The 19,883-nt window shown below is 62.7% G+C and carries 15 protein-coding genes and 1 tRNA gene; 5 read left to right on the forward strand and 11 right to left on the reverse strand.

Annotated elements, in window-relative coordinates; translation table 11 throughout:
• The first annotated feature begins 31 nt into the window (after positions 1-31).
• Positions 32-346: an L-rhamnose mutarotase gene (gene rhaM, locus Tam10B_RS09810; RefSeq protein WP_093961066.1), complete on the forward strand. Its 315-nt coding sequence runs from the start codon at positions 32-34 to the stop codon at positions 344-346.
• 16 nt (positions 347-362) lie between these two features.
• Here rhaM and Tam10B_RS09815 read toward each other — a convergent pair whose 3' ends face one another.
• The 6 genes from Tam10B_RS09815 to Tam10B_RS09840 all read right to left on the reverse strand — a co-directional run bounded on the left by Tam10B_RS09815 (position 363) and on the right by Tam10B_RS09840 (position 9,619).
• Complete coding sequence (locus Tam10B_RS09815) at positions 363-1,985, reverse strand: MFS transporter (RefSeq protein WP_093961067.1); 1,623 nt, start codon at positions 1,983-1,985, stop codon at positions 363-365.
• 295 nt (positions 1,986-2,280) lie between these two features.
• Positions 2,281-3,852 carry a glycosyl hydrolase family 28 protein gene (locus Tam10B_RS09820; protein WP_093961068.1) on the reverse strand — a complete coding sequence of 524 codons (1,572 nt, stop codon included), beginning with the start codon at positions 3,850-3,852 and terminating at the stop codon, positions 2,281-2,283.
• A gap of 151 nt (positions 3,853-4,003) precedes the next feature.
• Positions 4,004-6,109: a glycosyl hydrolase 115 family protein gene (locus tag Tam10B_RS09825; protein WP_158214198.1), complete on the reverse strand. Its 2,106-nt coding sequence runs from the start codon at positions 6,107-6,109 to the stop codon at positions 4,004-4,006.
• 161 nt (positions 6,110-6,270) lie between these two features.
• A complete protein-coding gene (locus Tam10B_RS09830) occupies positions 6,271-7,179 on the reverse strand; it encodes a carbohydrate ABC transporter permease (protein WP_093961070.1) in 909 nt (302 codons plus the stop codon).
• Complete coding sequence (locus Tam10B_RS09835) at positions 7,169-8,080, reverse strand: carbohydrate ABC transporter permease (RefSeq protein WP_198947584.1); 912 nt, start codon at positions 8,078-8,080, stop codon at positions 7,169-7,171. The genes Tam10B_RS09830 and Tam10B_RS09835 overlap by 11 nt, the downstream gene beginning before the upstream one ends.
• Positions 8,081-8,305: 225 nt before the next feature.
• Positions 8,306-9,619, reverse strand: a complete 1,314-nt coding sequence (locus Tam10B_RS09840) for an ABC transporter substrate-binding protein (RefSeq protein WP_158214199.1) — start codon at positions 9,617-9,619, stop codon at positions 8,306-8,308.
• Between the two features lie 286 nt (positions 9,620-9,905).
• Here Tam10B_RS09840 and Tam10B_RS09845 point away from each other — a divergent pair, with 286 nt between their 5' ends.
• On the forward strand, positions 9,906-10,961 hold the full coding sequence (locus Tam10B_RS09845) for a glycoside hydrolase family 43 protein (RefSeq protein WP_093961073.1): 1,056 nt from the start codon (positions 9,906-9,908) through the stop codon (positions 10,959-10,961).
• Positions 10,962-11,090: 129 nt separating this feature from the next.
• Positions 11,091-11,873: a hypothetical protein gene (locus Tam10B_RS09850; protein WP_093961074.1), complete on the forward strand. Its 783-nt coding sequence runs from the start codon at positions 11,091-11,093 to the stop codon at positions 11,871-11,873.
• Here the strand turns inward: Tam10B_RS09850 and Tam10B_RS09855 are convergent, their stop codons facing one another.
• Positions 11,874-12,872: a LacI family DNA-binding transcriptional regulator gene (locus Tam10B_RS09855; RefSeq protein ID WP_158214200.1), complete on the reverse strand. Its 999-nt coding sequence runs from the start codon at positions 12,870-12,872 to the stop codon at positions 11,874-11,876.
• A 258-nt stretch (positions 12,873-13,130) separates the two neighbouring features.
• Between Tam10B_RS09855 and Tam10B_RS09860 the strand changes: the two genes are divergently transcribed.
• Positions 13,131-14,414, forward strand: a complete 1,284-nt coding sequence (locus Tam10B_RS09860) for a glycoside hydrolase family protein (protein WP_093961076.1) — start codon at positions 13,131-13,133, stop codon at positions 14,412-14,414.
• A 223-nt stretch (positions 14,415-14,637) separates the two neighbouring features.
• Positions 14,638-14,709 (forward strand) — tRNA-Thr (locus tag Tam10B_RS09865).
• 207 nt (positions 14,710-14,916) lie between these two features.
• Here the strand turns inward: Tam10B_RS09865 and Tam10B_RS09870 are convergent.
• The 4 genes from Tam10B_RS09870 to Tam10B_RS09885 all read right to left on the reverse strand — a co-directional run bounded on the left by Tam10B_RS09870 (position 14,917) and on the right by Tam10B_RS09885 (position 19,880).
• Complete coding sequence (locus Tam10B_RS09870) at positions 14,917-15,297, reverse strand: hypothetical protein (RefSeq protein WP_093961077.1); 381 nt, start codon at positions 15,295-15,297, stop codon at positions 14,917-14,919.
• Positions 15,298-15,493: 196 nt separating this feature from the next.
• On the reverse strand, positions 15,494-16,480 hold the full coding sequence (locus tag Tam10B_RS09875; RefSeq protein ID WP_093961078.1) for a LacI family DNA-binding transcriptional regulator: 987 nt from the start codon (positions 16,478-16,480) through the stop codon (positions 15,494-15,496).
• Positions 16,481-16,769: 289 nt separating this feature from the next.
• Positions 16,770-18,341, reverse strand: coding sequence for a UxaA family hydrolase (locus tag Tam10B_RS09880; protein WP_093961079.1), 1,572 nt, complete (start codon positions 18,339-18,341; stop codon positions 16,770-16,772).
• 87 nt (positions 18,342-18,428) lie between these two features.
• The gene (locus tag Tam10B_RS09885) at positions 18,429-19,880 is read right to left on the reverse strand and encodes a tagaturonate reductase (RefSeq protein WP_093961080.1); all 1,452 of its coding nucleotides are present in this window, start codon (positions 19,878-19,880) and stop codon (positions 18,429-18,431) included.
• Positions 19,881-19,883: the final 3 nt, after the last annotated feature.

Raw genomic sequence — 19,883 nt, forward strand, 5'->3', positions numbered from 1 at the left:
ACGCCAATCGTTTTCGTCCAAAGGAGGACCGATGATCCGCAAGACGTTCAAGATGCACCTGTACCCGGGCATGGTGGAGGAGTACGCCAAGCGCCACAACGAGCTGTGGCCGGAGATGAAGGAGATGATCCACGAGTACGGCGGCCACAACTACACGATCTCGTTCGACGCGGAGACGAACACGCTGTTCGGCTACATCGAGGTGGAGGACGAGGAACGCTGGGCGCAGTCCGCGGATACGCCGATCAACCGCAAGTGGTGGGACTTCATGGCTCCGGTGATGGAGACGAACCCCGACAACTCCCCCGTCTGCGAGGATCTGCGCGAGGTCTTCCACCTCGACTAGCCGAACAGAGATCGGCTCACCGCCAGCACCGCTCGTACGGTACGCCGGTGAGCTTTTCCACGGTTTCGCGCACATGCGGCTCCACGTCGGCCTTGGAGCCGCCCGCCTTGAGCCGTTCGATCTCCTGCAGCACGATGAGGTCGCTGCGCTGATCGAGCGTGAACCTGCGCGACACGATGAACGCGGCGATGAATCCGATCGCCAGCCATCCAAGACACACGAACGCCACCGCGTTCACCGCCATCGGGGTCTGCGCGCCCGACTTGTCCGGCTCGAATCCGGAGAATGCGAGGAACGCGCCCACGGCCATCGACGCGAGTCCGGAGAAGACGAATCGCAGGAACGTGGTGATGCCGGAGAAGATCGACGCACGGTTGCGTCGGGTCACGATCATGTCCACGTCCGGAATGAACGGGAACACCAGCCACGGCACGGCGCCGGCGAGCGAGCGGAACACGAACCAGACGATCGACGACGCGATCACGAACACAGTCCACACGCCGTCCGGCAGCACCGGTTCGAGCCGCCACGAGACGAACAGCAGACCGAGTCCGGCGAGCGCCCCCGTGTAGTCGAGCGCGTACAGGTTGCGCGGACCGATGTGCACGAACAGCCATCCCCACAATGGTTTGAGGAATTCGGCGATCACGGCGAACGACAGCAGCATGGAGGCGAACGCGGCCGTCTTGCCGAGGTCGAACACCACGAAGTACACGAAGCTCTGCGTGAAGATGTCCATGAGGGTCAGGCAGATCAGGTACAGCGTGATGTGCACGCGGAACGTGGCGATGTGGAACGTGGACGTGTATTCTCCGATCACGCGGCCGAACGCCTGCATGACCTCACGCGGGCTGCGACGGTGCCGGGCGGCGCGGCGGCGGGCGAGCTCGGCCTCGCCGAAGCCGGCCTCCTCAGGAGTGAGCTCCCAGGTGAGGCGGGAAGAGGCGAATGTGACGATCGAGAACACCACGGTGATGATGGTCACGAACGCCTGATACGAGTAGGCGTGCCACTCCCCCAGCCAGGTGAGCATGGCGGTGGCGAGGATCGGGATGAGCACGCCGGACATGCCGGAGACGAACATGCGCACGGTAGACAGCAGCGATCGGCCGGCGAAGTCTCGGGTCATCTCGCCGGGCAGCGACGAGTAGCACACGCCGAACATCTGCTGCAGCGTGACGTACAGCACGTAGACGAGGAAGTACAGGGCCTTGGGCATGCCGGGGATCCACATGAGCAGCGTGACCAATACGAGCGGCGAGAGGATCATGACGAAGAATCGGCGTCGGCCGAAGCGTCGGCCGAGACGGAACAGGTAGAAGCGTTCCGACAGCACGCCGAAGATGATGGCCGAGCAGGCGCTGAGCATGGCCGCCGCGCCGATCATGCTCTGCGCGGTGCCGATGTCGAAGCCGCAGAAGCGCGTCCAGAACACCGACAGGTAGGTGCCGGTGAGGATGCCGCTGCCGCCGCCGAACATGTCGCCGATGGCGAAGCCGAGCGCATCGCCGAACGTGATCTTGGAATGGGCCTTACGTCGTGAGCCGGTGCGGACGCTATCGGCTTCTTGGCTGGTGTTCGATTGTCGGTCAGACGATCCGCCGGATGCGGATTGGTTGCGTGGTGACTGGAATTTCACCGGTCACTCCTTCTCTACCTCTCGTGTGATTCCCTGCGCGTATGCGCGAATTACGGGCGACCATGCTACTCCGCAGCACCAACGACGCAACCCGTTCGCCACTTCTTTCCAAAACCGGATCGGAGGGCAAGGAGGGGGAAGCCGGCATTATCCGAATACCTCGCATAGGCATATGCTGCCTTCCCCTTGAGGGGAAGGTGTCCGGCGCAGCCGGACGGATGAGGTGATCCTCCACGCACAAGCGTGGAGATAACACAGCATCGCCGGAGGCGATCCATCTTCCACCGCCCCGCAACTACCCGCATCGCACATCGCGGATCTCCAGTCCCTCGCAGCGGTTCGCCACGATGTCGTACGCGCCGGGCTCCGCGTCTCCGACGCCCGTCGCCACGCCAAGCGCCACGTCATGGAATGCCACGCCACGGATCGGCGGCGCCGGCTCGGGCAAGCCCTGAATGTATATGGCCTCGCGCGGCGCCCCCTCGTCCGCGTCGGCCGGTACTCCGCCAAGCAATTGCACGCGTTCGAACCGGAAATCCTCGAGCACCGGTGGCACGCCTGCGGCCACACCGTCGTCGTTGTAGGGTACCGCGCGGATGATCACATGCCGCATCACGGTGTCTCGCACGTGCAGTCCGCGCACCCATCCGCCGCGCTTGGGAGTGGTCTTCACCTCCACGCCATACCACAGGCCGCTCAGATCGCAGTCCCAGATCCTCACATCCTCCACGCCGCCGCTCATCTCACTGCCGATGGCGAGACCGTGTCCGCCGCGCGTAGCCCGGCAGTCGAAGATCCGCACGCGGCGTGTGGGCCGATTGATGACGTTGCCCTCCGGGTTCTTGCCGGATTTGATGGCAATGATGTCGTCACCTGTGTCGAAGTCGCAGTCGAAGATCACGCAGTCCTCGGACGAGTCGGGGTCCCAGCCGTCGCCGTTCCATACGTCGTGCGACTCGAACGTGCAGCCGTGGGTGACGATATGGTCGGAGTAGATCATGTGCACGTTCCAGCTGGCGCCGTCCTTCAACGTCACGTCGGCGATTTCCACGTGCGATGCGTTCGACATGTTGATCAGTCGGGGTCGTACGCGTCCGGGAATGGTCTCCGGTTTCTCGTAATCGTCGAGCGATTGTCCGGTGGCGGCGAGTTCGGCCTCCACACGCCCTCGTTCCCGTTCGATCACCGCTTCGGCGAGCGCGCGGCCGCCACTGGCGATTGTGCCGCCGCCGCGGATGGTCACGTTGCGGCAGTTCGGCCCGGCGGTGTGATCGAGATGACCGATGTTGATGAGACTGGAATAGCAGTCGAGTTCAGTGCCTTCGAACCGGCTGGGAAGCATCGGCAGATAGTCGTGTGGATCGGCGGTGCCCTGCAGCGCTGCGCCCGACGACACCACGAGCTCGCTGTCGGAGTGCATGCGCAGGGCCCCGGTGAGAAATGTGCCGGCGGGGATGAGTACGGCGTCATGCGGCCCGCAGTCGTCGAGCGCCCGTTGGATGGCCGCGGTGTTGAGCGTCGTACCGTCGCCGATGGCTTGATAGGGTTCGGCGGTCACGTCGATCATGCGTTTGCGTTCGGCGGTATGGAAGACGCGTGAGCCGATCATGACGGCGTCGTCATCGGCAGCATCGCCGACGGCGCTTTCACCATTGACGCCGTCATCATGACCACCGTCATCGACCATGGACACGGTCACCCGGTAATCGCGGCCGGCCGCCAGTCCGTCGATCCGGCAGCGCGTACGGTCGACCGTCGCCACTGCCGTATCGTTCAGCATGACGTCATATCGTTGGCCGGCTGTCGCCGTGGCGGGCTTGTCCCAGTACACGGTCAGCGTGTCATCCCGCACGCACGCGTCGAGCATCACGAATCCCTTCTCAATCACAGTTCAAAGAAAAAAGCCACGACCGTTCGCCGCATGAAGGAAGAAAACTGCGGGGAACGGTCGTGGCCCGTGTGGTGACCGCGCAATCACCACGGAATTGCTGCGCGGCCGCCAAGCGATCACCTCGATGTCAGTCCTGCCAGGTGGCCTTCATCGCGGCGAAGATCTCCTGATCGGTCTCATGGTTCTCCATGTTCATGATCACCATGACGTCCTTCTCCCAGGCCGGGTAGAGGAAGTCTCGCTTCCACTGGTAGTAGTGCGGCCCGTCGCCGATCGCACGCAGGTAGCCCATGAGCGATTCGAGCACCAGCGCCGTCTGCTTCACGTCGGTGAGGCAGTCGTTGCGCCAGAAGCCGCGCCACTTGCCGTGTTCGCGCGAACGCATGGCATGGTCGGCGGCCAGGTACTCCTCGCGGGCGAGTCCCGCATGGTAGAAGGCGTGCCGCCAGTGGCCGTCGAACGCGTCCTGCAGCGACTGGCACAGCAGCAGGGCTCCCTGCACGCAGTGGCGGTATATCTGGGCCTGCAGCAGCAGCGAGTCGCGCATGAGCTGTGCGGCGTGCGGGTTCTCCCCTTCGACCTGCAGCACGGCGATCTCGTCCCTGCGCTCCAGTTCCCGGTATCGGGCGGCTCCCGGCTCGCACAGCGACCGGTAGTAGACCACCTGGTCGGCGAGGCTGCGGGCCACGATGCCGCCGTTGTCGCACATCCACTTCAGGTCCGGGTCCGCAACGCCGCGGTCCCGCATGAACTGCACGGCGAGCATGCGCGGCACGTGGTTGAAGAACTGCTCGCCGGCCTTGTCGTCCCAGTTGGGACCGTACGGCACGGCGGCCTGCCAGTAGCCTTCCAGGCAGTCGACAACGGACCGCATCACGTTTACGTCGGGCTCGTCCACGTCGCCGTGGTAGGTCTCCTCGGGCTCCTTGCGGCCCTCGGTGACGATGGCGCCGCCGAAGTATCGCGCCGCATACTCGTATTCGACGGCGTCCACGTCGGCATGGCCCTCCCGCCAGAGTCGGGCGATCAGGTCGAGCATGAACACATGCGGCTTGATGTTCGACGAGTTGATGATCCAGAGATCATCGCCGCCGTTGGCGAGCACCCGTTCGAGTTCGGCGGCCACGTTGCGGGGGTCCACGCACAGCTGGGTGATGTGGTTGGCGGCCTGCAGATCGTAGAAGGAGGCGTGGTAGTAGATGCCGTTGCGGCCGGTGTCCGCCGCGCCGGGCATGGCGTCGATGCGCGGGTTGTCATTGTGCTGGCGGCGGCTGACCATGCGGCCGAATCCGTTGTCGGACCAGATCTTGATCACGTCGTCGGGGAATCGCAGCACTCCCTTGCGGTACAGGTCCATGGATTCGCCGTACAGGTACACGCTGCAGGGGGCGTTCGGATCAAGTTCACGCACCATGTCGTACTGGTGCTGGATGACCTCGCTCATGACCTTGCCGCGTGCCTCGTCGGTGGTGTATCTGGGATCGGCCGACCAGAATGGAGAGTCGCCCTGACCGCGGAATCCGAGCGTCCAGATGGTCCGGCCGCCGAGGTTGTCCTCGATGCCCTGCCGCCAGAGCGCCTCGAAGCGCTCGCGGTCCTCGGGCCACTTCGGGCTGACGCCCGGGTACGCTTCGGAGAACAGCTTGGCGCCGAGCGGTGTGGCGTGATGCTGGTTGATGTACAGGCCCATGCGTCGGGCGAGCGGCAGATGGGGTTCGCCGCGCTGGCCGGATCCGGGGATCGCCGTGTTGCCGCCGAGACGCAGGATGGTTTCGAACGCACGCCGCCACGGCAGTTCGGGATCGTTGTCCACCGACCAGTCCTCGAGCAGCACCTCGTCGTTGATGAAGAATCCCTTGTATCGCACGGCGTCGCGCGTGGACTCGAGATGGAAGTCGTCGTCGAGATCAATGCCGTCCACCGGTTCGATGCGCTGGTCGTTCCAGAACCACAGGTCGGTCACGCCGAGCACGGAACGACTGATGGCGTAGAGGCCGTAGATGAACCCGAGATCGTCGCCGGCCTCGAGCAGCAGGTCGCCGCCATCCACGCGCACCGCATACTGTTCGTCGGCAAGATCGGCGAGGCGCAGACGGATGTCGCCATGATCGCCGTGCGTGTTGGCGGTGAACGCCTTGCCGAGGTCGCGGGTCACGTCGTCGATGGCGTAGCTCACGGATTCGGGCAGATCTGGGGCGATGATTCGGGTATCGCCGTTGAGTTGAATGGACATCGTACGTCCTTGTCTTACGTGGGTGGTCATGCACGGCGGATGCCCGCCGGGCATGCGAAAGGGTGCTGGCCAGAGCCGTATGGCACGGACCGGCACCCTTGCTGAAAGGAAGAGGAAACGAAGTGCGGGGTCCGGGCGGAAGGTCCGCCCGGTTCGGGTTTCTACTTGAGGCCGGAGGTCACCGAGCCTTCGATCAGGTAGCGCTGACCGAACAGGAAGACGATGAACACCGGGACCAGGGAGAGCGTGGACATGGCAAACAGCGGTCCCCAGCTGGTGCCGGAGGTGGCGTCGGCGAAGTTGCGCAGCGCCACGGCCACGGTGAGGTTCTGCGGCTTGGTCAGGTACAGCAGCTGGCTGAAGAAGTCGTTCCATGTCCAGATGAAGGAGAAGATGCCGCAGGTGGCCAGCGAGGGCAGCGCGTTCGGCATGAGGATCTGCCAGTAGATGCGGAACGGACCGGCGCCGTCCACCTTGGCGGCCTCGTCAAGCGACTTGGGGATGCCGCGGAAGAACTGCACCATGAGGAACACGAAGAACGGTTCGGTGGCGAGGAACTTCGGCAGGATCAGCGGCACGAAGGTGTTGAGGAAGCCGAGCTTGGACCACATGATGTATTGCGGGATGATCATCACGTAGATCGGCATCATCAGGGTCATGAGCATGTAGCCGAAGGCGATGCCCTGGCCACGCCACTTGAGTCGGGTGAAGCCGTAGGCGGCCATGGAGCAGCTGATCATGTTGCCGACGATCGCGCCGATGGTGATGATCAGCGAGTTGAGCAGATACTTGCCGAACGGGTAGGACTGGGCGTTCCAGCCCTCCTTGTAGTTGGCCCAGTCCCAGTCGGTGGGAATGAGGCTGATGTTGCGGAAGATGTCGGCGTCGTCCTTGAGGGAGCTGGAGACCATCCACAGCAGCGGGAAGATCATCGCAAAGCCCACGATCAGGAGGATGGCGTGCTTGACAACGGCCTCGATGCGGCGCTTGAGCACCGGATCCATGCCATGGCGTTCGGCGACGGGAATCACGTCCTCGTTCGGGGAGACGGTAGCGGTATTAGTCGGCATAATGCACCCACTTCTTGGAGAACAGGAAATTCAGTCCGGTCAGCACACCCACGATGAGCACGAGCAGCCAGCCGAGGGCGGCGGCGTAGCCCATGTTGCGCGTGGAGCCGAAGGCCTGCTGGTACACGTACAGCGCGTAGACGAGCGTGGAGTCGGTCGGGCCACCGGTGCCGCCGGAGACGACGAACGCCTGGGCGAAGTTCTGGAAGCTGTTGATGATGCCCATCACGAGGTTGAAGAAGATGATCGGGGTGAGCACGGGAACGGTGACGTGGCAGAACTGCTGCCACTTGTTGGCGCCGTCGAGCGCGGAGGCCTCGTAGAGTTCCTGCGGCACCTGGCGCAGGCCGGCGAGGAAGATGATCATGGACGATCCGAAGGTCCATACGTGCAGCAGGATCAGCGTCCAGATGGCGGTCTTCGGATCACCGACCCAGGAGTGTCCCATGGAGTCGATGCCGAACCAGCCGGCGATGGTGTTGACGATGCCTTCGGCGCCGAAGACCTGGCGCCATAGCACGCCGATGGCGACGGAGCCGGCGAACAGGGAGGGAAGGTAGTAGACGGAACGGTAGAACGACAGTCCGCGCACGCCCTTGTTGAGCACCACGGCCAGCAGCAGGGCGAGGGCCAGGGCCAGCGGCACGCCGACGATCACGTACAGGAAGGTGACCTTGAGCGACTGCATGAGGCGGGCGTCGGAGAACATCTTCACGTAGTTGTCGAGTCCGATGAAGCGGGGCTTGCCGACGAGTCGGTACTTGGTCAGGGACAGGCCGATGGAGACGATCATCGGGCCCAGGGTGATGAAGATCACGCCGAGGAACCAGGGCAGCATGAAGATGTGGGCCGCCCGCTCCTCGCGTCGCACCGCGATCGGCGCACGTTTGAACACTGACATGGGAATCCTTTGGAAATGCACGGATCGCATTGGATCCGAATACTGAAGAGAAGGCACCGAGCCCGTCATGTACGGAACGGAATGAATGCGGGATGACGGGTCGGGCGAAAAGAGGGGGATGACGACGGGCGGAGCGGATGGAAAGGTTGGCGTACCCTCCGCCCGTCATAAGGGTGGTGTTTCGGTGATCCGCGGGTCCACCGCTCGCGGATCACCGGGGATGGATCACTGGGTGACGGCCTGCTGAAGTTCGGACTTGAACGACTTGGCGGCGTCCAGCGGGGTGGCCTTGCCGAACATCACGGACTCGTGGGCACGGCCGTAGGCCTCGGTGATCACGGTGGCGGCGCCGGCGTTCATGTTGGTGTACTCCTGCGTGTTCACCTTCTGCAGCTTGGTGACCCAGTCGGCGAAGCGCTTGTCGGAGTCGGACAGCTGGCTCTCGATGGCCTTGGCCATGTCGGGGTTGGCCGGCACACCGCGGTCGAGGCCCATGATCTTGGCGGACTCCTCGTTGTTCACCAGGAAGTTGACCAGCTTGGCGGCGGCGGCCTTGTGCTTGGTGTTGGCGTTGATGGACACGAAGGTACCCTGCTTGGTCCAGCCGCCACGCTCCTTGGCCTGGGTCTCGCCCGGCCACATCACGGGCTTGAGCTCGTGACCGGCGGCCTGCTCGAACTGGCCGATCTGGTTCATGGAGATCAGGGCGATGCCGGCCTTGTCCTGGCTGATGAGCTGCTGCTCGGGGGCGTTGCCCGCGGCGAACAGCTCCTGGGCCTGGTCGGCGGTGTTGGTGGCACCCTCGTCGATCATCTTCTTCTCAAGAGTGTAGAACTTGGCCAGGGTCTCGGGCTTGAAGCCGACCTGCTCCTTGCCCTTGATGCCGTAGTCCTCGCCGTTCTGACGCAGCCACAGGCGGCCGAGCTGCTCGGTCATGTCGATGCTGTAGCCCACGGCCTCGCCGCCGGACTTCTCGGAGATCTGCTTGGCGGCGTTCTCGAAGTCGTCCCAGCTCCAGGTGTCGTCGTTCGGCACCTCGACGCCGTACTTCTCGAACACCTTGGTGTTGATGACCAGACCATGGGAGGAGACGCCCATGGAGACGCCGTACTTCTCGCCGTCCGCGCCGGTGGCACCGGAGAAGGTGTCCTTGCTGAACTTGGACAGGTCGAGGTTGTCGGAAACCTCGTTGAGGTCGAGCAGGGAACCATTATCCATGTAGTCGGCCATGAACGGATCGATCATGGTCATCACGTCGGGCAGATCGTCGGCCGCGGCGGAGGTGGACAGCTTGGTGATGTAATCGTCGTAGTTGGAGGTCTCGGTCTCTACCTTGATATTCGGGTTGGCCTTCTCGAAGGCGTCGATGACCTTCTCCTGGGCCTTGGCGCGGGTGTCGGAACCCCACCAGGCGAAGCGGATGGTCACCGGACCGGATTCGTCGTCGGAAGAGGCGGAGTCCCCACCGCAGGCGGCCAGCGAGAACAGCATGGCTCCGGCCGCACCGGCGGCGAGAAGCTTCTTGATTGACGTCCTCATGATTGATCGTTCTCCTTTGAATATCTTTCCTTCTTCGGCACGGACGAAACATCCACGTTCCGATCCGTCCCTGACCAGGTAAGGACTTGACGTTCTTTCCTTGTCTTGCTGACCACAATACACACGTATTTCATTTTTTGCAAATCGTGTCATTTTCTTTCATTCGCAAATCTCAAAAATTGCAATATTTGATATACTGAATCGCAATGGCACCGTTGCGGAAAAGCCCCTCAAGCCCTTTCCCCCAACGATTCTTCACACTCCCAGAACGCAACGAAGGATATTCATGACACTCAGCCATTCTCCATACACCGGATATCTATTCACCTACTTCACCGGAATGGAACAGACCGACGATGACGAACAGGTCTACTTTGCCATCAGTCCCGACGCGCACCATTGGCACGACCTTCGTTCCTACGGCGACCCCGTGCTTCGCAGTTGCGTCGGAACCCGCGGGATCCGGGACCCCTATGTGGTGCGAGACCACAACGGAGGGTTCTACCTCCTTGCCACGGATCTCAACGTCCATGCCATTCTGCGCCATGGCCCATGGACGATGGACAGCAAGAGAAACGGCAGCCACAGCATCGTCGTCTGGCACAGCGACGACCTCGTTCACTGGGGCGAGCCATGGATGCTCGACGTGGCCTCCGCGATTCCCGGAGGCGGATACGCCTGGGCCCCAGAAGCCATATGGGACCCCGAACGGAAACTGTACCTGCTGTACTGGGCGACCATCAGCGACGAAGACAACGAGTTCGGCGATCCGCAGAACATGTATCTCGCCACCACCAAGGATTTCCATTCGATCAGCACCCCTCGAAAATGGATCGACCGCCAGGACTGCTGCATCGACGCCACGATGCTGCGCGTCGGGGACTGGTACTACCGAGCCACGGCCAACGAAGGAAGGATCTGTCTTGACCGCACGAAAAACCCCTATGCCGCATCCATCGTTCCGGATTTTGAAGATACGCGTGACGCCGGGGAACGGGAATGGGCATTCATCGGCAGTCTCGACGACATATTCGGGCAAGAGCTGAATGCACTCTGCGGAGGGAGGTCCCGATCCCACGACATGGAGGGGCCGGAGCTCTTCCTTCTCAACGACAAGGACGTTCACTCGCACGAAAAAGCCATGCCCTTCGCCCTGATCGCCGATCGCTACGCCGCCCATACCGGATACACGGCCTTTTTCAGCGCCGACCTGCACAGCACCGCCCCCTCGGCATGGTCACACATCGACATGGATCTGGGGCAGCTCCGCAAGCGTCACGGTTCGGTGCTTCCCATCACCGACGGGGAATACCAGGCTCTCGCCGCCGGCATACCACGCTGAAGTCCGATGAACGGCATGCAGATGGCCGCACGGATGCATCCCAAACCGTCGCAGGAACGATTTTGCATAGCAGAATGAAAGAAAATGAAATTTTTTGCAAAATATGACCGCCGTTGATACCATAAGGGCATGTTCGTTAGAATTGCCCAAGGCTTCAACGCGATATCAAGGTCGATCATCGCGTTCCTCATACTCGATGTCATCCTCGTCACCACCATGCTGCCGTGGAACGTGGTGATCATGTTCACCGACTCGTTCTCGGGACTGTCCATCCCGCTGCTCGCACTCGTCGCGGTGGTGGCCTATACGATCTCCACGCCGGCGCTGGCCGCGGCGTTCGCCGCCTACCGCGACGCACCCACCATGCGCTACGGCGAGGACGAGAACGTACGGTTCCGCCGCAATCGAACGATCGAATCCATCGATGCCGTAGCAAGCCCCTACTGGAACGCTGAAGACGAGAACCGCATGGCCCGGCCGTATCTGCGCGCATATGTCGGGCTGTTCAAACGCTCGCTGGTCACGTCGCTGATGTTCGGCGCCATACTCGCCGTGCTTGCGGAGGCCGCGTGCCTTGCGGTCTCGACGACCGGCGGCACCGTGGCCACGGCCGTACTGCTCGCGCTGTGCGCCTTCACGATCGTGGCGCACATGACCGCTCTGAATCTTGTAGTGGAGTTCCCCCGTGCGCACTACCCCGCCGTTCTGCGCAACGGGTTCACGCTGTCGGCGGCCAAATGGCCATTCACCCTGCTTGCCATCGCGGTGCTGGGCGTCTACATCGGCGTCATGCTGACCTGGCCGTGGTTCATGCTGCTCTTCGGCACGGGACTGGTGTTCTTCTTCCTCTACCACTGCGTGGAGCACATCACCCGTCACGTGGTGGAGCAGATGATCGCCGAGGAAAGCTAACTACTCCTTGGGAGCCGGGCCGGTGGACTCGCGCACGATCAGCGACTCCGTGGCGCTGGCGGTCTCCGGCTCGAACACGTAGTCGTCGGAGCCGTTGCGCTCCAGCATGGCCATCAGCATCTGCAGCGCGGTACGGGAATCGTTCTGGCGCATGGCCACCGATGTCATCTTCGGTCGGGAGACCTGGGCGAGCATGGAGTTGTCGAAGCCGACGAGACTCACCTGCTCCGGCACCTTCACCCCACGTTCCAGCAGCCGGTTGAGCACGCCAGAGGCCATAAGGTCGTTGTACGCGATCACGGCGGTGACGTCGTCCTCCATCATCAGCGCGTCCGCGGCGTTCACACCGCCCTCGAACGACGGCTCGAACGGGCCGAGCACCAGGGATTCCATGCCGAGCTTTTCCGTGGCGTCCTCGAATCCCTGCCGGCGGCGGGCGTCGGCACGCGAACGGTCGTCGCCGCCGAGGTAAGCCACACGGCCGTGCCCCAGGGATGCGAGATGACGCACCGCTTGGAACATGCCGGAGGAGTCGTCCATCGCCACGGAGGAGAAGCCGTCGACGCGGCGGCTCACCAGCACGGTGGTCTTCGGATCGAACAGCCGGCGGATGTCATCGTCGCCGATGCGGGGGGCGGCCACCAGCACGCCGTCGGAGGAGTCGAGAATGCCGCGGATCAGCTGATCGCGCCCCAGGGTGATGTTGATGTCGGCGAGGAACACGCGGTATCCCACGGCCTGCGCCTCAAGCACAACGCTGCGGAACAGGTCGACGGTGTAGAAGTTCTGGATGTCGGTCGCCAGCAGTGCGATGTTCCCGGTACGGCCCGGCGTTGGCAGATCGTCGTCCAGATCCGTCTTATAGCCGATCTGCCGGGCGACCTCGAGCACCACGCGCTTGGTCGCGGCCTTCACCTTGCCGCCGCTCAACGCCCTTGAGGCGGTGGACACCGAAACTCCAGCCTCCGCCGCAACATCCTGCAAAGTTGGACCAACCACGTGCATCTCCATCGACTCGGCGCCGCCAACATGAACCGCGTGACGCATCTGCATCCATGGTCCGTGGCGACGTATCGCATATACCGTAAACTATGGCCATTCTTTCATTTTTTTTCATTTTTTGCAAGCCGCAAAACCCTTCTTACGACTCATATTCTCATCATTTCCTATACATCTACCGATGCAACTGCATTGTTATCGATAAAATTTTTTGCAAACTGTTTCAGCAATTTCATCAATCTTGCTATATTGGACCCCATGAGCCAATCTCTCATCCTCAACGGCGTGCCATGGTTCGACGACGAAGACCACGCCGTGAACGCGCACGGCGCCTGCATCGTCGAGAGCGCCGGCACATACTATCTGTTCGGCGAGTACAAGACCGACGACGAGAACCGGTTCGCCGGATTCGCCTGCTACTCCTCCCCCGATCTTGCGCACTGGCGCTTCGAGCGTCTGGCGCTGCCGCCGCAGCCCGACGGCCCACTGGGGCCGAACCGCATCGGCGAGCGCGTGAAGGCGATGCGCTGCCCCAATACCGGCCGGTATGTGATGTTCGCGCATGCCGACGATCTCGGATATCACGATCCGCTGATCGTCGTCGCCGTGTCCGACACCGTCGATGGCGAATACCGGATGGTCGGGCCGTTGCACCATCACGGCGAGCCCATTCGACGCTGGGACATGGGCACGTTTCAGGACACCGACGGCACCGGATATCTGATGACGCACGAGGGCGACATCTACCGTCTGTCCGCCGACTATCTGAGCGCCGCGGAACTGGTGGCGAGCAAGATCGCGCCCGGCGGCGAGTCCCCCGCGATGACGCGCATCGGCGACACGTATGTCATCATGTTCTCGAACAAGACGAGCTGGGACCGTAACGACAACTACTATCTGTCGGCACCCTCCCCCGCCGGTCCGTGGACACATCGGGGCCTGTTCGCACCGCAGGGATCATGCACGTGGAACTCGCAGTGTTCGTTCATCTTTCCGCTGACGCTGGCGGACGGCCGGACGGTGCCGATGTACATGGGCGATCGATGGTCGTTCCCTCGTCAGGTGTCGTGCGCAAGCCAGGTGTGGCTGCCGCTGCGCCATGATCCGGCCGACGATTCGATCAGCCTGCCGGACTACTGGCCGGCGTGGAACCCGCGTACCGGCGAGTGCGAGGATCTGCTGGCCGGACGGGAGACGAGGGCGGAACTGGATTCGTCCGTTCCCGGCGAGGAGATCCGACTGCCGTTCTTCTGCGGGGAGCATGAACGTCTCGCCGTCATCGGCACGACGGACGTTGACGGCGGCTATGCCATGCTGACCATCGCACGACCGGATGGAACGACGGCGTTCGAGTCGTTCGTCGACTGCTATTCGCCCACGCCGTATACGGGCATGATGTTCGTCTGCCCCGAATTGCCGTCCGGCGACTACGAGCTGCGTCTGCGCGTGACCGGTGAGGCGTCCGTGTTCTACAAGAAGGACGGCACACGGCTCGGCAGCACCGGCACGCGGGTGCGCACGACCGCGATCCGACTGATCTGACCGCGCATATCAGTCCGTTTCACGATTTGGTAGTCGAAACGCGACACCGTGAGCCCTCACACGAGCGGTTTCATGTCGCGTTTCGACTACCAAATTCGCACAAGTCGTCATGATGACACGCCGACTTGTGCGATATGCAATCGTATGCCATGATGTTCAGGTTGCCTGACGCGGTCAGGGAACACCTTGGCTGATATTCAAGCGGTTCAACCGCCGTCCGCCTGCCTCGATAGCTCAGTGGTAGAGCACTTCCTTGGTAAGGAAGAGGTCGTGAGTCCGATTCTCACTCGAGGCTCTCTGTTTTGAAACTCTCATGACGACCTGTCTGGTCGCTTCCTTTCACTTTGTATACCCCACAGATCACAGACGAACCGGCAATCGTATTTCATCGTCCCCGCGCCAGAAACTCCCGGATACGAAAAAGACCCGGTCGTCGTACAGCCGGGTCGTATCGCATGAATCTTGCGAGTCAGAATCGTTTCCGGAGTTTCGGATTCTCGCTTTAGTACGGCTGGTTGCCGTGGATGATGATGCCGCGCTCGTGCTTGAGGAAGTTGCGGGCGGATTCGCGGTCGATGTCGTGACCGCGCTCGAGGCTGCGGTAGACGACGGCGGTCTGCGCGCCCCAGCTCAGCGCCTTGAACGCCTCGTGGGAGTCCCAGCCGTCCTGCGCGATGCCAAGCGTGGGCTCCTGCACGTAGCCGTATCCGGCGGCGTTGGCGTAGCCGTTGAACGGCAGTCCCCAGGCGTGGTGCTTGTCGAGCAGTGCACAGTATTCGTCGGCCTGCGGGAAGTCCTCCTCGCGGGTGCCGGCCTTGCGGGCCAGATCGTCGGCGGTGGAGCGTTCGTAGCCGGAATCCTCCGGCGGTGTGGGCAGCGGCATGTCGTCCCCTCTCGTCTTATCTATCGTTTCCGTCGTTGTGCATACGGGTGCATACGATCGCGGACGCCCGCATACGAATCGCATGAATGGACCGCATGGATGGCCGGACGCCCGGTTCCAGACATAGTTTTACACCCACTGTCCGTCAAGTCGGCATCGTCGTATCATGCGGTTGGACGTTGCCGATCCGAGATCGTCAGACGCTACGCGGACCGGTGCTTTCGCGGATGACCAGTTTGGTGGGCGTGCTCTGCACCGGAGTGCCGACGTCGCCCTTGGTGAAGCGCGCCAGCAGCGTGCGTGCGGCCTGCGAGCCGAGCAGTCTGGTGGACCGATGGATCGACGTCAGCGCCGGCCATGCCAGACGCCCCACGATGTCGTCGTCGATACCGATGATCGAATAGTCGCGTGGGCACTCGTAGCCGTTCTTGCGCATGGCGGCGATGAATCCGAGCGCCATCATGTCGTTGTAGGCCACCACGGCGCCGGTCGGGTTCTTCAGGTATTCGCGTGCCATCTGGAAGCCGCCCTCGTACGTGGGCATGCCCGGCCAGAATCGCTTGATCTTCAGCCCCTCCTCGCCGCACGCCTGGGTCAGTTCGTTCCAGCACATGCCGGCAGACCATGAGTGCGCCGGACCGTCGAGATAGGTCAGGCGGTCGAATCCGAGTCCCTTGAGATGGGCCGCGGCCTGCTTCATGCCCTGCGACACGTCGGTGATCACGCTGGACACGCCGCGGATCACGCGGTTGGTCACCACCACCGGCTTGACCTGCGCGCATTTGCGGATCATCGAGTCGGGCATGCGGCTGGACGCCAGGATCACGCCGTCGGCATAGTACACGGCACGGTCGAACGCCACACGTTCCATGGACGCCGATTCGCATGACTCGCTCACCAGCAGTCCCATGTCCGAACGGGCGCACTCCTGCTGCACACTGCGCACGATGTCGGTGAAGAACTGGTTGGTCATGTCGGGCACGACGATGGCCACCAGTCCCTTGTGCCCGCTGGACGGGCGTGATTCGACGGGGATCTCATGGTATCCGAGCTCGTCGGCGACCTGGAAGATGCGCTTGGTGGTGGCGGGGCTGACTCGTCCCGGCATGGAAAACGCACGGGATACGGTAGACGGGGATACACCGGCGGCTTTCGCAATATCGCGAATCGTGACCTTGTTCATTTCCACTCCATAACAACATAGTGTGCGAACACCGCAAACGATAGCAGTGCTTTTTGGTTCGAGGCACGTCCTTGTGCCAAGTGTAAGCGCATACCGCACGATATGCGCGTTTTGGCACGACGCGTTCATCGTGTCGTGTCACACGGATGATTCAGACATCGGCTCCGTCGGATATGCGAAATCGCACCCCGGGGTACACAGGCCGGGGTGCGATCAACCGATCAAAGGAAAACAATCGAATCCGCTATGGCGGCTCCTTTCGGAAAACTGGTGACGGGCGGTCGGACGACTATTCGGTGATGCCGTCCTTGAAGATGGCGATCTCGTGCATGCCGTACTCCTCGTTGCGCGTGATCTCCTCGCCGTTGACGGTGGCCATCACGTCCTTGATGAAGTCGGGCAGCACGTCCTCCATGTGCTCGCTGAGCAGACGGCCGGCGTTGAAGTCGATCCAGCGCGAATGCTTGGTGGCGAGCGGCACGTTGGTGGCGACCTTGTACGTGGGCACATAGGTGCCGTACGGGTTGCCACGGCCGGTGGTGAACAGCACGATGTTGCAGCCGGCGCTGGCGAGCGCGGACGAGGCGACCAGATCGTTGCCCGGCGCCTGCAGCAGAGTCAGGCCGGGTTCGGTGGCCTGATGGCCGTAGGCGATCACGTCGGTGACCTGGCACTTGCCGCCCTTGCGGATGCAACCGAGGGACTTGTCCTCCAGCGTGGTGATGCCGCCGGCCTTGTTGCCCGGGGACGGGTTCTCACCGATCGGCTGGTTGTACTTACGGAAGTAGTCCTTGAAGTTCTTGATCAGGTGGACGACGTCCTCGAAGGTCTTCTCGTCCTTGGCCTGGCTCATGAGCACCTGCTCGGCGCCGAACATCTCGGGCACCTCGGTGAGCACGACCTTGCCGCCCTGTTCGGCGAGCCATTCGGCGAACTTGCCGACCAGCGGGTTGGCGGTCACGCCGGACAAGCCGTCGGATCCGCCGCACTTGACGCCCACGGTCAGCTCGTTGATCGGGATCGGCTCGCGATGGTCCTTGAGCGCCACCTCGTTGATCTGCTCGAGCAGCTTGGCGGCGGTCTCGTACTCGTCGTCCTCGAGCTGGCAGATCATGAACTTCACGCGGTCGGGATCGTAGACGAGTCCGTCCTGCAGGTCCTTCACCACTTCGTCGCTCGGCTCGGAGTCCACGCCGCAGCAGCCCATGAGCGGCGTCATTTCGGACTTGAACTGCGGGATCTGGTTGTTCTCGCAGCCGAGGCCCACCACGAGCACGCCGCCGGCGTTCGGATGCATGGCGATGTCCTGCAGGATGCGCTTGGTCATCTCGTGGTCGCCGCCCAGCTGGGAGCAGCCGTACGGGTGGTGCGCGATGATGATCGAGTCGAACGCGCCTTTGTCCGGGTGCAGGGCCTCGAACTGCTTGGCGATGTTGTCGCACAGCGAGTTGATGCAGCCGACGGCGGGCACGATGTACAGGTCGTTGCGGATGCCGACCTTGCCGGTGGCGCGGCGGTATCCCTGAAACGTCAGGTCGCTGGGCTTGCTGCCCGGCTTGACCACGTCGGGGACGGGATCGTAGGTGTACTGCAGGTCGGGGCCGAGGTTCGACTTGGTGTTGTGCGTGTGCACCCAGGAGCCCTTGGCGATGTCGCACTTGGCGTGGCCGATCGAATAGCCGTACTTGATGATCTGCTCGCCCTCGGGAATGTCCTCGATGGCGACCTTGTGACCGCGGCCGACGTCCTCGAGCAGAACGACCGGTTCGGCAAGGCCCTCCACCACGACGCTTTCGCCCTTCTTCAGGTCGCGGGCGGCGACGGCAACCTTGTCATGCGGATCGAGATGGATGGTATCCATTGCTTCAAACCTTCCTTGAAAAACGTGAACGTAGGTACGCGGTCTCTCCCGGCGTGACGGAGGGAGAGACCGCGACGGGCGGGCAGCTCAGGCGAGGGCCTTGATCAGCGGGCGCATGCCCTCGGCCTTGATGGCGTCGAGGTTGGCCTGCACGGCCTCGGCCAGGCCTTCGACCTCGGTGAGGTCCTGACCCCACACGGAGGCGTCGGCGAGGATCGTCTCGGCGTAGTTGTCGTTCTTGGCGGCGGCCTCGAACTTGGCGACCACGGCCGGGTCGTCGGAGATGTTGACCTTGCCTTCGGCCAGACCGCCGTAGGTGTAGATCAGACCGGACAGGGCCAGCACCAGACGCTTGGGCAGACCGTTGCCGGCCTTCACGTTGTTGAGCAGCACCGGCAGGCAGCGGGTCACGTACTTGGCGGCGGAGTTCAGGCCGATGGCGTCAAGCGCGTGCTTGACGAACGGGTTGGCGTAGCGCTCCAACACGGCCTCGGCGAACTTGTTCAGCTCGTCCTCGGGCAGAGACAGCACCGGGATGATCTCCTCGTGCATCTCCTTCTCGATGAACGGACGCACATCGGGATCGTTCATGGCCTCGCCCACGGTGGCCACGCCGGCCAGACGGGCCACGGAGGCGAGCGTGGTGTGCGGGCAGTTCAGCAGGAACACCTTGCGCTCGCGGTACGGCTTGACGGATTCGGGGGTGACCAGGTCGATGCCGAGCTTCTTGGCCGGCAGCGCCTCGTCGATGGCCTCGGCGTCGCCGGAGATGACCCACAGCAGGAACGGCTCGGCCTTGACCATGTTGTTGTCCACGTAGCCCAGCTCGTTCCACAGCTCCTCGGCACGGTCCTTCGGGTAGCCGGGGACGATGCGGTCGACCAGCGTGTTGAAGAACTTGTTGTCGTTCTCCAGCCAGGTCTTGAAGCCTTCGCCGTAGCCGAACTTGTCGGCCAGTTCGAGCAGGTACTTCTTCAGGGTGTCGCCGTTGTCGGCGATCAGCTCGCACGGGATGATCAGGAAGCCGGGCAGGCCGTTGTCGTAGCGGCGCTTGAGCAGGTGGATCAACTTGGCCGGGTAGCTCTTCGGCGGCACGGTCTCGGCGGTGTCGGTCTCGTCGAGCGCGATGCCGGCCTCGGTGGTGTTGGAGATGATGATCTTGGCTTCCGGCTCGTCGGCCAGGGCCAGGTACTCCTCCCAGTCGTCGACGGCGGACAGGGACTTGCCGATGGAGTCGATCAGCTCACGGGACTGCACCTGCTCGCCGTTCTTCAGACCTTCGAGGACCACGGTGTACAGGTTGTCCTGGGCGGCGATCTCCTTGGCACGGCCGAAGCCGATCGGTTGCACGATGGCCACGTTGCCACCGAACAGGTCGTTGTTGTTGAGCTGCTGGATCGTCCAGTCGACGAATGCGCGCAGGAAGTTGCCTTCACCGAACTGGATGACCTTGATCGGACGCTTGGCGGCGTCCGCGGTGGTCAGACCCTTCTCGATGGCGACCTCGGCGTTGAGGACAGGAAGATTGTTGTCAGTCATGGT

Origin of the sequence: Bifidobacterium vansinderenii (assembly GCF_002234915.1) — a bacterium.
GTDB lineage: Bacteria > Actinomycetota > Actinomycetes > Actinomycetales > Bifidobacteriaceae > Galliscardovia > Galliscardovia vansinderenii.